At 65.5% G+C, this 12213-nt stretch carries 14 protein-coding genes and 1 pseudogene; 7 read left to right on the top strand and 8 right to left on the bottom strand.

The window, feature by feature from the left end:
* Together JaAD80_RS24880 and JaAD80_RS24875 are read right to left on the bottom strand one after the other, a co-directional pair.
* A pseudogene (locus JaAD80_RS24880) lies at positions 1–391 on the bottom strand (hypothetical protein); the annotation flags it as partial.
* 65 nt (positions 392–456) lie between these two features.
* Positions 457–1365: a MoxR family ATPase gene (locus tag JaAD80_RS24875; RefSeq protein ID WP_102298542.1), complete on the bottom strand. Its 909-nt coding sequence runs from the start codon at positions 1363–1365 to the stop codon at positions 457–459.
* A 234-nt stretch (positions 1366–1599) separates the two neighbouring features.
* On the opposite strand from JaAD80_RS24875, the gene JaAD80_RS24870 reads away from it, so the two are divergent.
* Positions 1600–2526, top strand: coding sequence for a histone deacetylase family protein (locus JaAD80_RS24870; RefSeq protein ID WP_102298540.1), 927 nt, complete (start codon positions 1600–1602; stop codon positions 2524–2526).
* A 14-nt stretch (positions 2527–2540) separates the two neighbouring features.
* Here the strand turns inward: JaAD80_RS24870 and JaAD80_RS24865 are convergent, their stop codons facing one another.
* Both JaAD80_RS24865 and JaAD80_RS24860 read right to left on the bottom strand, forming a co-directional pair.
* Positions 2541–2915, bottom strand: a complete 375-nt coding sequence (locus JaAD80_RS24865; protein WP_180979577.1) for a hypothetical protein — start codon at positions 2913–2915, stop codon at positions 2541–2543.
* A gap of 204 nt (positions 2916–3119) precedes the next feature.
* On the bottom strand, positions 3120–3914 hold the full coding sequence (locus tag JaAD80_RS24860) for a hypothetical protein (RefSeq protein WP_146012524.1): 795 nt from the start codon (positions 3912–3914) through the stop codon (positions 3120–3122).
* Positions 3915–4141: 227 nt separating this feature from the next.
* Here JaAD80_RS24860 and ylqF point away from each other — a divergent pair, with 227 nt between their 5' ends.
* Complete coding sequence (ylqF, locus tag JaAD80_RS24855) at positions 4142–5062, top strand: ribosome biogenesis GTPase YlqF (protein ID WP_374755278.1); 921 nt, start codon at positions 4142–4144, stop codon at positions 5060–5062.
* A gap of 123 nt (positions 5063–5185) precedes the next feature.
* Here ylqF and JaAD80_RS24850 read toward each other — a convergent pair whose 3' ends face one another.
* Positions 5186–5989 carry a class III extradiol ring-cleavage dioxygenase gene (locus JaAD80_RS24850; RefSeq protein ID WP_102298534.1) on the bottom strand — a complete coding sequence of 268 codons (804 nt, stop codon included), beginning with the start codon at positions 5987–5989 and terminating at the stop codon, positions 5186–5188.
* A gap of 114 nt (positions 5990–6103) precedes the next feature.
* On the opposite strand from JaAD80_RS24850, the gene JaAD80_RS24845 reads away from it, so the two are divergent.
* The 5 genes from JaAD80_RS24845 (at position 6104) to JaAD80_RS24825 (ending at position 10867) form a co-directional block, all read left to right on the top strand.
* The gene (locus JaAD80_RS24845) at positions 6104–6994 is read left to right on the top strand and encodes a LysR family transcriptional regulator (RefSeq protein ID WP_102298532.1); all 891 of its coding nucleotides are present in this window, start codon (positions 6104–6106) and stop codon (positions 6992–6994) included.
* Positions 6995–7194: 200 nt separating this feature from the next.
* Complete coding sequence (locus tag JaAD80_RS24840; RefSeq protein ID WP_102298530.1) at positions 7195–8799, top strand: TonB-dependent receptor domain-containing protein; 1605 nt, start codon at positions 7195–7197, stop codon at positions 8797–8799.
* Positions 8800–8957: 158 nt separating this feature from the next.
* Positions 8958–9629, top strand: a complete 672-nt coding sequence (locus JaAD80_RS24835; RefSeq protein ID WP_102298529.1) for a thiol:disulfide interchange protein DsbA/DsbL — start codon at positions 8958–8960, stop codon at positions 9627–9629.
* A gap of 12 nt (positions 9630–9641) precedes the next feature.
* Positions 9642–9866: a hypothetical protein gene (locus JaAD80_RS24830; RefSeq protein ID WP_102298527.1), complete on the top strand. Its 225-nt coding sequence runs from the start codon at positions 9642–9644 to the stop codon at positions 9864–9866.
* A 254-nt stretch (positions 9867–10120) separates the two neighbouring features.
* Positions 10121–10867: an SDR family oxidoreductase gene (locus tag JaAD80_RS24825; protein WP_102298526.1), complete on the top strand. Its 747-nt coding sequence runs from the start codon at positions 10121–10123 to the stop codon at positions 10865–10867.
* A 27-nt stretch (positions 10868–10894) separates the two neighbouring features.
* On the opposite strand, the gene JaAD80_RS24820 is transcribed toward JaAD80_RS24825, so the two are convergent.
* From JaAD80_RS24820 to JaAD80_RS24810, 3 genes are all read right to left on the bottom strand, one after another.
* Positions 10895–11785, bottom strand: coding sequence for an efflux RND transporter periplasmic adaptor subunit (locus tag JaAD80_RS24820; protein WP_102298524.1), 891 nt, complete (start codon positions 11783–11785; stop codon positions 10895–10897).
* A 49-nt stretch (positions 11786–11834) separates the two neighbouring features.
* On the bottom strand, positions 11835–12035 hold the full coding sequence (locus tag JaAD80_RS24815) for a DUF1656 domain-containing protein (protein ID WP_102298523.1): 201 nt from the start codon (positions 12033–12035) through the stop codon (positions 11835–11837).
* A partial coding sequence (locus JaAD80_RS24810; protein ID WP_146012523.1) for a hypothetical protein occupies positions 12025–12213 on the bottom strand: 189 nt, incomplete at its 5' end. The genes JaAD80_RS24815 and JaAD80_RS24810, both read right to left, overlap by 11 nt.

The raw sequence follows: 12213 nt of genomic DNA, 5'->3' as shown, positions 1-12213 counted from the left end.
CCGTGGGCGGCGTGTCGGCCACCTGCGGCGCCGCAAGCGCGCTGGCGGCAGCCGTCGCGGTCAGGTGGATGGCATGGCGCGGGCGGGCGCTGCGGTTAATCAGGCGCAAGTGGAAGAACGCCTGGCTGCCCGCAAACACGGGCTGGCCCGGGGTGGCCGCCAGAGCCAGTCCGGCCAGGTTGCGGCTGGCAAACAGCATGTCGGCGATGGCGCAGGCGGCGGCCAAATACGTCAGCGCGTAGCCCAGGCCCAGGTGGTAATTGACGGCGGCGATCCACAGCGCCAGCAGCAGCGCGGCAAAAGCCAGTCCCGCGCGCGAAGGACGGATGTGCACGCGCTGCGCGCCCAGCCACGGGCGCGCCGGCAGCCATGGGCGGCTGCGCGCACGCATGCCGCCGGCATGCTTGCCGCCTGGATCTTTGCCGCCGTGAAGTTTGCCGCCAGGATGCATGCCGTTCACACGGGGATGGTCAGCAGCAGTTGCCGCAGCAGCGTGCGGCTGTCCGTGCTGCCTTGCGCCGCACGCAGGCGGTGGGCGCAGACAGGCAAGAGCACGGCTTGCACATCGTCGGGCGTGACATGGTCGCGGCCTTCGAGGGCGGCCCAGGCGCGCGCCGCCTGCAGCAGGGCCAGCGCGGCGCGGGGGCTGAGGCCGTCGGCAAACACGCCCGGCGCGCGCGTGGCGTGCACCAGCGCCAGTACGTAATCGACCACGGCGGCCGATGCATGGATGCTGCGCAAGCCCGCCTGCGCCCGCAGCAGTTCGTCGCCATCCATCACGGCCGGCAAGGTATCGAGCATGGCGCGGCGCTCGGCGCCCAGCAGCAGCGCCCGTTCGGCGGCCGGGTCCGGGTAGCCGAGGGTGACGCACATGAGAAAGCGGTCGAGCTGCGATTCGGGCAGGGGAAAGGTGCCCAGCTGGTGCGCGCAGTTTTGCGTGGCGATGACGAAAAACGGCTGCGGCAGGGCGCGCGTGACGCCGTCGAGCGTCACTTGCCGCTCTTCCATCGCTTCGAGCAAGCCCGATTGCGTCTTCGGCGTGGCGCGGTTGATCTCGTCGGCCAGCAGCACTTGCGTAAACAGGGGGCCGGGGTGGAAGATGAAACTGCCGCTGCCCCGGTCATACACGCTCATGCCGGCCACGTCGGCGGGCAGCAGGTCGCTGGTAAATTGCTGGCGCTTCCATTGCAGGCCCAGCGAGATGGCCAGCGCGTGGGCCAGGGTGGTCTTGCCGACGCCGGGCACATCCTCGATCAGCAGGTGGCCGCCGGCCAGTACGCAGGCCAGGGTCTGGCGGATCTGCAAGTCTTTGCCGACGAGAACTTCGCCGATCTGGTGTGCGGCCTGGTGTATTTTCGAAAACATGCTATTTCTATCACAGTAAGTCGGATTATTTAATTTACAATCGCTTTGGCCAGGTCAAACCGCGCCGCCCGCCCGCATGGCGCACGTGGTAGATTAGGGTGGAAGCAAGGGCGGCACAGACCAGCCAATGATTTTATGCGAGAACGCGCCAGGCAGGCGGGAATGCGATGCGGCATTCCCGTCTGCACACCGTGCGGACAGAATGGACAGAGACAGAGGTAACCAGTACAGCGCATGAGCACAGCCATTTATACCCATCCCGATTGCCAGCGCCACGAAATGGGCGACTGGCATCCCGAATCGCCGGCCCGCCTGCAGGCCATCAATGATCAGCTGATCCTCGCGCACATCAGCGACCTGGTCGAGCACCGCGACGGCGTGCGCGCGCAATTGTCCGATATCGAGCGCAACCACAGCGCCACGGCCATCGGCCTGGTGCGCGACAACGTGCCGCCGGTGGGCGACTATTACCCGCTCGACGGCGACACCCTGCTCAACGCGCACAGCTACAACGCGGCGCTGGCGGCGGCCGGCTCGGCCGTGGCTGCCACGGACGCCGTCATCGATGGCGAGATCAGCAACGCCTTCTGCTCGATCCGCCCGCCCGGCCACCATGCGCGGCCCAGCGAACCGATGGGATTCTGCCTGTTCAATAACGTCGCCATCGCCGCCAAGCATGCGCTCGATGTGCGCGGGCTCGAGCGCGTGGCCATTGTCGATTTCGATGTGCATCACGGCAATGGCACGGCCGAATCCGTGGCGCACGATCCGCGCATCCTGATGGTCAGCTTTTTCCAGCACCCGTTTTATCCGTACAGCGATGTGGAATCGTATACGGACACGCGCGTCAACGTGCCCGTGCCGGCACGCTCGAAAGGCGATGCCGTGCGCCAGCTGGTGCTCGACCACTGGCTGCCCGCGCTGCACCGCCAGCGGCCGCAGATGATCTTTATTTCAGCCGGCTTCGATGCCCACCGTGAAGACGACGTGGGCGGCATGGGCCTGGTGGAGTCCGACTATGCGTGGCTGACGCAGCAGATGATGGCGGTGGCCAGCCAGTATGGCAAGGGGCGTATCGTCAGCTGCCTGGAGGGGGGCTACAACCTGTCGTCGCTGGGCCGCAGCGTGGCTGCGCACGTGAAGGCGCTGGCGGAGCTGTAGTCATGGAACGCTGATTACAGCAGGCTCGGGCGGCTGCGCGAATTGGTGTGGCGGTGGGTCTGGTAATCGAGCGCGTTGCCGGCCATGAAGCGGCGCCAGGCTTGCGTATAGACGGCGGCGGATTTTTCCGCGTCGAAACTTTCGAGCTGCAGCATGTCGCGGTGGTGCTTGATTTCATTGACCAGCTGGTCGTACAGCATCTGCAAGCCATAGCTGTCGGCGCTCTGGCGTTTCAGGCGCTCTTCCAGTTGCGTGATGTGCAGTTGCAATTGCCGGCATTCCTTCTTCAACTGCGGCACGCTGCCACTGCGCGGCGCGCGCTTGGGCCGGGCGCCCTTGCAGCCGCTAGGCCGCAGGCCGGCAGGCTCCGGCCGCACCGCTGGTGCCATGCCAGTCTGTTCCGTCGTCATATCGCACTTTCCCTTGCCTATCTTCCCGGCAAGGCGCTGCCTGCCTGGAAAATAATTGCTTTTCATTTAAGAGGCGATATTAAAGCACATAAAGCACAGATTTTATTGCTTTAAGTAAATTAAAGAATCCACGTGGAAAGATTTTGTGGTTTTTCCGCGCCACCATGGCGCGGTATTCCTGACTTACTGGGCGTGGGCGGGGGTGGGAGCCGGTGGCGCGGCGTTGGCGAGGGTGCTGCCGTCGGCATAGGTGAGGGTCAGCAGCGTGTCGTTGTCCCAGCTGCCGTCATGCAGGGGCGGCACATAGCGCAGGCGGTCGTCGGTGATGCGGATGTCCGCCGTGCGCCCGCCCGAAGTGGCGCGCACGGCAGCGAGCGCGCGGAAGGTGGGGAAGGGCACGTGGATCAGCGATGAATGGCACGGCCCGCCCGCCATGCGGAACAGGTTGCGGCGGACAAACGACAGCCGGTCCTGTTCCACCGCCCAGCGGATTTCGCATTCCAGGCGCAAATCGCCCAGCCGGCGCACATTGGCTGGCAAGCCCGGCGTATGGATGTCGGCGCGCCAGCGCAGGGTATCGCGCTTCTTGTTGCTGACCAGGTCGGCATTCGCATCGTAGGCCGTTTTGTCGCGCGCCAGCTGGAAGCTGCCGTTCGCCGCCAGCGGGATCGGAATCGACAGATTGTCCGCTTCCAGGTGCAAGGTCACGCCATCGAGCCTGCCCGATGGCGTGGCCGGGATCAGCATGAAGCGCAGCGGCGCGTCGGGCGCCAGGCGCAGGTGGTCGGCATACGCGTCGACGCCCTTGAGCATGGTGCGGTAGGAGCGCAGTTCGGGATCGCGCGTGCTTTGCACATCGACCACCTGGGCAATCTCGTCTTGTGCCGGCTCGCCTGGCGGCACGGGCTGCTCCTGTGCCAGGGCAGGCGTCAGGCAGGCGGCGAGGGCGGCGGCAAGGGCGATGCGGGACAAATGCATGGGAAGGGCCAGGTAAGCGTTGCAGGGGAAGCGTGCCGTGCAGGAAAACGGATGCCGGATATTATCATTCATGTAACTGCCAAATTATCACCAATTGTCTCGTTCGTGTCGCACGCCAGCCATTGCAGCTAGTAAACGGGACGCTGTGGCGGCAACCACGTAAAATAGCGGATTGACTGAACGATTTTGAAGGCAAGAGCATGGCGATACAATGGTACCCGGGACACATGAACGCGGCCCGCAAGAAAGCGGCCGAGACCATGGAAAACACCGATCTGGTGATTGAAGTGGTGGACGCGCGCCTGCCGGCAGCCAGCTGCAATCCCATGGTGGACGAGCTGCGCCTGTTCCGCCAGCGCCCCTGCCTGAAAATCCTCAACAAGACCGACCTGGCCGACCCGGCCGCCACGGCCGCCTGGGTGGCGTATTTCAATGCCCAGGAAGGCGTGACCGCGTACGCGATGACGACCAAGAAGCCGGGCGACGTGGCGCGCATTCCGGAACTGGCCAAGTCGCTGGCGCCGCACCGCGGCGTGCCGACGAAGCCGCTGCGCATCATGATCATGGGCATCCCCAACGTGGGCAAGTCGACCCTGATGAATGCGCTGCTGAAAAAGCGCGTGGCGAAAGTGGGCGACGAGCCGGCCGTGACAAAAATGCAGCAAAAGCTGTACCTGGACAAGAACACCATCCTGGTCGATACGCCCGGCATGCTGTGGCCGAAGATCGCCATCCCCAGCGACGGCCTGATGCTGGCGGCCAGCCACGCCATCGGCTCGAACGCGCTGATCGAAGAAGAAGTGGCCGTGTTCCTGGCCGAGGAATTACTCAAGCGCTACCCGGACTTGCTGGCCGCCCGCTACGGCACCAAGGTCGATGAAGTCGACGCCATCGGCGTGGTCGAAGGCATCGCCGCAAAGCGCGGTTTCCGCATCAAGGGCGGCGACTACGATTTCGAGAAAGCCTCGCACACCCTGCTGCTCGACTACCGCAGCGGCATCCTGGGACGCATCTCGCTGGAAACGCCGGACACGCGCGCCGCCCTGCTGGCCCAGCACGCGGCCGAGATGGCGGAAAAAGCGGCGAAGGCGGCGGAGATCGCAGCCGAGAAGGCGAAAAATGCGGCGCGCGGCAAGCGCGGCACGTAACTAAAAAAGCCGCTAGTTAGCGGCTTTTTTTAACCCAACAGCGATGACCGGGGTCGGACCATATGGGACTCGGCGTCCCCTTCCGACCCCGGCATTTTCGCCGTGCGGGTTTATGTTGCCGCCTTAGCCAAACCTGAAACTGGTCACCGCCAGCGCCCCAAAGAAATCCTCCTCGTGATACACCACCTGCGCCGCTTCCTGTTCGGCGGCGCCCAGCGCCACCATCAGCGGCAGCAAGTGGTCTTCCTGCGGATGGGCCTGGCGTGCGCCCGGCGCCTGGTCCCAGGCCAGCAATTGCGCCAGCCGTTGCGCCGGCGGCAGGGCCATGGCCTGGCGCAGCCAGGCGTCGAACTGGTGCGAGGCGACGGCGCCCGCCTGGCCGAACTGGCGCAGATTATGGTACGACAGGCCGCTGCCCAGTATCAGCACGCCCTGGCGGCGCAGGCTGGCCAGCGCGCGGCCCACCTCGACGTGGGCGAGCGGATCGTAGCCGTGTTTCAGCGACAATTGCACCAGCGGCACGTCCGCCTGCGGGTAGATGGGGAACAGGGCGCTGAAGGTGCCGTGGTCGAAGCCCCGCTCATGGTCCAGGCGCGCCGGGTGGCCGGCAGCATCCAGCAACTGTTTCACCTGCGCCGCCAGGTCCGGCGCGCCAGGCGCCGGGTACTGGATTTGATAGGTGTGCGGCGGAAAGCCCGAATAATCGTAGATCATGCCCGGGCGCGGGCTGGCCGAAACGAGAAACTGCGGCCCTTCCCAGTGCGCCGTCACCACCAGCACGGCTTTCGGGCGCGCGCCGATCTGGCGCGGGATATCCTGCAAGGACGCTTCGAGCACGTCGTAGCGGCCGCCGAACTGTTCTTTCATGAACGGCCACGGGCCGCCGCCGTGCGACAGGAAGTAAGTGGGGAAGGTGTGCTCTTGCATGGCGGCTCCTGATGGAATGGCTGTGGATGGAAGCCATGATAGTCATGCGCGATGAGTTGATCAAGATCGCTATTATTGATATATCATTTCCGTTTTGTTGATGATCGGGATGCCATGGATACCTTGCGCAGCATGCGCGTGTTTCGCGCCGTCGTGGAGCTGGACAGTTTCGTGCGCGCCAGCGAGCGCCTGGATCTGTCGCCGGCCATGGTCAGCAAGCATGTGATGCACCTGGAGCGCCACCTGGGCGCGCGTCTGCTGAACCGCAGCAGCCGCCACCTGAGCCTGACGGAAATCGGCAAGGTGTACTTTGAACAGTGCCGCGAGATGCTCGACAATCTCGACGAGGTGGAAGCGACGGTCGGACGCACGACGGTGGTGCCGCGCGGCATGCTGCGCCTGAGTGCGCCCGTCTGGTTCGCCAACGCCATTTTTACGCGCGCCCTGGCGGCCTACCGCGAACGCTTTCCGGAAGTGACGTTTGATATCGACCTCAGCGGGCGGGTCGTCAACCTGGTGGAAGAGGGCTTTGACCTGGCCCTGCGCGTGAGCCAGGCGCCATCGCCGAGCCTGATCGCCCGCCCCATCGGCAGCATCGCTTTTCATCTGGTGGCCGCGCCCGCCTACCTGGCACGCGCCGGCACGCCGCAAATGCCGCAGGAACTGGCGCAGCACGCCATGATCAGCTATTCGCTGTTGCTTCATGGCAACGAATTGGTCTTTGACGGCCCGCAGGGGCGCGACACCGTGAAATTCTCGCCAGTGCTGCAATGTAATAACGAAAGCCTGCTGCACGCGGCCGCGCTCGACGGCATGGGCATCGCCCTGCTGCCGTCGTGGCAGACGGATGCGGACCTGGCGGCGGGGCGGCTGGTGCGCCTCTTCGACAGCTTCAAGCTGGCGGGCGGCAGCGTGTACGCCGTGTATACCAGCCGCCGCTACCTGTCGTCGAAAGTGCGCACCTTCATCGACTTCCTGGCCGACGAGGCGCGCCTGGGAAGCTGAGCCGCCAGGCGCCTGGCCAGGCCGGCTGCGCTGGCCCGGCTGCGCGCGTACCAAATGCATAACAATGGTTTTATTTCGATAAGCCCTGTCTTTCCGGCGCTTGCGGCGCGCCGCGCCGTGCGTATAATGATTCGCTTTTGCCATCCTTTCGCCACCCACTCCGCGCACATGCGACGCGGTACCGCACGCCAGCCTTCCCCATGATGCCAGCCCCCCTTGCCCTGACTGTTGCCACGCGCGCCTTGCTGCTGTGCGCGCTGGCCATGCCGGCTTGCGCGCAAGAAAGTTTGCCTGAAGCGCTGCCAGAAGCCGTGCTCAGCGCGGGGGCGGACGCCTTGCCGGCGGATGCCGGCGCGGCCGGCGCCACGCATGGCGACCTGTCCGCCGAGCTGGCGCAGGGCGGACAGCACAGCGTGCGCAGTGCCTTGTCATACGCCAAGGACGGCATGTCGCTCGATGCGGCGCTCGACGAGCACCGCAATGGCAATTACCGCGATGGCAGCGTGTTCCGCCAGCGGGGCTTCAGCGGCGGCGCGGAATGGAAGATCCGCCAGGGACGTTTCGGCTTCAGCGCCGACCAGCTGCACCAGGACACGCGCTATCCCGCGCCCGAGGCGCCCTACCTGGCTTTGCTGGCTGCGCGGCCGGAAGACCTGTACCGTTATGAAGTGCGGCGCGGCAGCGCCTTCGTGCAGCGCTATGTGGGCAATTTCGAGCTGGGCGTGGAACTGTCGCAGCGCACCAAGCGCGCCCACGCGCTGTATGCGGGCGAGGCGGGCAGCACGCAGTCCGTGTACCGCAGCAATCGCCTGCAGCTGTCGCCGCGCGTGCGCCATTACGGCAAGCTGGGCAGCGTCGGCACGGATACGGAAGTGGGCCTGGACCTGATGCAGTGGGAGCGGCGCTCTGGCAATGCGGTGCGGGGCGGCGACGGCGCCGCGCAGCGCCGCCAGCATTCGCGCGCGCTGCTGCTGCGCGAGGAACTGGCCTTTGGCGGCGTGTATGCGCCGCGCCTGCTGCTGGGCTTCCGGCATGAGCAGTTCCAGCTCGATCCTGCCGACATGCCGGCCGGTGGCAGCGACTGGGAAAACCAGAATGCCTGGGATGTGCAGGGCAGTTTTTTGCTGCGCCCTCAGCTGAGCGTGTACGCCAAGGCGGCGCGCAGCTACCGCATCGATGACGATGGCTATACCAGCGCCGGCTACCGCCCGCTGGCGGGCCAGCTGCGGCGCGAGACGGAGCTGGGCGCCACCTATGGCGATCACCTGCGCAGCGCCTCCGTGCGCGTGTTCAGCGAGCAGCTGAGCAACCAGATCGTCTTCGACCAGAGCCTGGGCCAGCTGGGTTTTGCGGGCAACCTGGAACCGTCGCGCCGCGACGGCATCGCCATCGAGACGAGCGTGCTCCTGGCGCCCGACTGGCGCCTCGACGCACAGCTGCGGCAAGTGCATGCGCGCTATGACGACTACGCCTACGACGGCCCGGATATCGCGCTGGTGCCGAAAACCCTGGCCACCTTGCGCCTGTACTGGACGGGCCGGCACGGCGCCAGTGCCGACGTCGGCGTGCAGTGGCTGCGGGCGCTGCGCTATGGCCAGGATTTCAGCGGCAGCTGCCTGGCGCAGGTGCCGGCCTTCGCCACCATCGATGGGCGCTATGCGCGCAAGCTGGGCCCCTGGGAGCTGGAACTGTCGGGCAGCAACCTGGCCAACCGCCGCCACTACGGCGATGCGCCGGGCTGCCGTTCCAGCATTTACCAGCATGACAGGCGCCAGCTGCGCCTCTCCGCGCGCTACCATTTCTGAGGCGCGCGCGCGGCGGCGCGCGGGCGGGGCTTAAGCGCGGCTTAATCGGTCGCAAGAAGGACAGGCAAACGCGTTTTTTTTCCGCCAGGGCTGCATGGCCTGGCGCAAAAAGTGGTAATCTCGCCCCGTTCACGACCACTTTATGATGAAGGATTAATATGCGTTTTCTGCGTTTCTTGCGTCCCCTGCTCGCCGCTGTCACCCTGGTAGCCGCCACCGGCGGCGCCATGGCGGCCGATACCGGCTTTACCACGCTTCCTACGCCAGTGCGCACGGACACGGGCAAGAAGGTGGAAGTGGTGGAGTACTTCATGTATTCCTGCCCGCACTGCTACGCGCTCGATCCGCTGATGCACGACTGGGTCAAGAAGCAGGGCGACAAGATCGCCTTCCGCCGCATCCACCTGGCCTTCTCCGGCCCGAAAGATCCGCAGGCGCACGCCTACGCCACCCTGGAAGCGATGGGCCAGCTGGAGCAGTTCCACGACAAGATCTTCCGCGCCATCCACGTTGAACGCAACCGCCTGAACCGCGATGACGCCATCCTCGACCTGCTGGTCAAGAACGGCATCGACAAGGCGAAATACCTGGAGATGTTCAACTCGTTCGGCGTGCAGACCAAGCTCAAACGCAATGAACAGCTGATCACGGCCAGCAAGATCGACAGCGCGCCGACCATCGTCATCGATGGCCGCTTCGTGACGTCGCCGGCGCAGCTGTCGCGTCCCGGCCAGTCCGAGCCGCAAACCCAGGCTGCGACCCTTCGCGTGATGGATGAGCTGGTGGCCCGCGTCCTGAAAGAACGCGCACCGGCGCCAGCGAAGAAGTAAGCGTAGCTGCTCATGAAACAGCTGCCCTGGACCTTGTGCGCGCTGGCCGTGGCTCTCGTGGCCTGGCTGGCGATTGCCATCGTCAGCGTGGAAAACCAGCGCAATGCGCTGGCCAGCAAGGCGTGCGTCGACCCCGCGCTCAAGAACCAGGTCGACGCGACATGCCTGGCATCCGTGCAGTCGCGCGAGCACTGGTGGCAGCATCTGACTTACGCCATGACGCATTTCAGATCATAGAGCGCCGGATTAAATCTACTGCCCGTCGCGCTTCTCGGCCACGCATCACTGCCGCCCGCCACGATTTTCTCCGGCGTCGTGACGCTGACGGATGGCTAGGTCAACTGCCCGCTTTGTGCGGGCTTTTTTACGTCTGCGGCTTGCGGGTATCATGAAGCTACAACTATTCAGCGATGGCATGCAGATATTGCTGCCGAACCCCGCAAGCAAAGAGCCGGGCCAGCACATCAATTAAATGAAGCGAGGGCGCTACGATGAAGGAAGTAATCCTGATTACCGGCAGCAGCCGCGGCATCGGCGCGGCGACGGCACTGCTGGCCGCGCGCCAGGGCTATGCCGTGTGTGTCAATTATGTGCGCGATGCGCAGGCGGCCGGGGCGCTGTGCGCGCGCATCGTGGCCGACGGGGGCGAGGCCATCGCCGTGCAGGCCGACGCCAGCGATGAAGCGGACGTGGCGCGCCTGTTCGGCGAAATCGACGCGCGCCTGGGGACGCTCACGGCGCTGGTCAACAATGTGGGCGTGCTGGAGCAGAAATGCCGGCTCGTCGACATGTCCGTGCAGCGCTTAGAGCGCGTGCTGCGCACCAACGTGATCAGTTATTTCCTGTGCTGCCAGCAGGCCGTGCGGCGCATGTCGACGGCCCATGGCGGGCAGGGCGGGCGCATCGTGAATGTCTCGTCGGCGGCCGCGCGCATCGGTTCCCCGGACGAATACATCGATTACGCGGCCTCGAAAGGCGCCGTCGACACCCTGACCCTCGGCCTGGCCAAGGAAGTGGCGGCCGAGGGCATCCGCGTCAATGGCGTGCGGCCCGGCATCATCTACACGGAAATCCACGCCTCGGGCGGCGAACCGGGCCGGGTGGCGCGCCTGGCCTCCGGCGTGCCGATGCAGCGCGGCGGCCAGCCGGAGGAAATCGCCGACGCCATCCTGTACCTGCTGGGCCCGGGCGCCAGCTACATCACGGGCAGCATTTTAGATGTGGCGGGCGGGCGCTAGGCGCTTGCAAGGCTTGAAAGGCTAGGCTCAGGCTTTGGCGGCCACCGCCTTTGCCGGCGCCGAATGCGGCGTCACCACCACGGTGCAGGTGGTGCCGGCCACCAGCAGCTGGCCCTTTGGCTGCTCGTCGATATGGATGCGCACAGGCACGCGCTGGGCCAGGCGCACCCAGTTGAAGGTGGGATTGACGTCGGCCAGCAGTTCGCGGCCCGTGGCGGCGTCGCGGTCGGTGATGCCGCGCGCGATGCTCTCGATGTGGCCGTGCAGGGTGCCGCCGCTCATCAGGTTCATTTCCGCCTTGTCGTCCTGCGCCAGCATGCCCAGCTTGGTCTCCTCGAAGTAGCCGACCACATAGTACGAGGCGCTGTCGATGACGGCCAGCTTGGCCGCGCCGACGGCGGCAAAATCGCCCTTGTGCACATTCAGATTGGTCACGTAGCCGCTGACGGGCGCGCGCACGGTGGTGCGTTCCAGATTCAGTTGCGCCAGTGCGCGGGCGGCCAGCGCGGCCTGCACTTGCGAGGTGGCCGAGCTGGCGGCGTAGGCCGCGCTTTCACGGCTTTCCGTGGAGATGATGCTGGCGTCCAGGCCGGCACGGCGCTGCGCTTCCTTGCCGCGGCGGCCCTGCTCCGTTTTTTGCGCGGCCAGCACGGCGTCGGCCTGGGCCAGCGCGCTGGCGTAGCGTTCCTTGTCGACGACGAACAGGATATCGCCCTTTTGCACCACCTGGTTGTCGCGCACCAGCACGTCCGTGACGGTGCCGGCCACGTCGGCGCTGATGTTGACGATGTCGGCCTTGATGCGGCCATCGCGCGTCCATGGCGATTCCATGTAGCGGTCCCAGACGGTCTTGCCGATCCACAGGGCTGCGGCCAGGAGCAGCAGGGTGATTGCATAGCGGGTCAGTTTGCTTACCATGGCGGCAGCCTTTCCTTGATTGGTTGAACAGTTTTTTTTATTTGCAGCGCTATTTGTAAAGCGATAAAGCCAGCGCGCCGAAGATGGCGATGAAGATGCACAGCCGCGCCAGCGACGGGTGCCACACCATGCGGTACACGCCCAGCCAGCCCAGCACGCGGTCGAGCAGGGTTTGCAGGGCTATGCTGAGGATGAACAGGGGCAGCAGGGTAGGAATCAGAATTCCGAACAGGGCGAATTCACGCGGCATGGTGGTCTCCGGCGCCAGGCGCCATATGGTCGAGCAATGAGGTATAGATCGAGTGCAGGTCGGCCAGCGCCGTATGCAGGCGCGCGCCGCGTTCCGGCGTCATGCCAGCTTCGGCTTGCGCGGTGCGCACCACGGCGCCTGCCTGCAGGGTGGCCGCCAGGGCCGCCTGCAGTTGCGG

The organism is Janthinobacterium sp. AD80 (assembly GCF_002878455.1).
Lineage (GTDB): Bacteria > Pseudomonadota > Gammaproteobacteria > Burkholderiales > Burkholderiaceae_D > Janthinobacterium.
The sequence above is the reverse complement of the archived record's forward strand: the minus strand, read 5'-3'. Positions and strand labels throughout refer to the sequence as shown.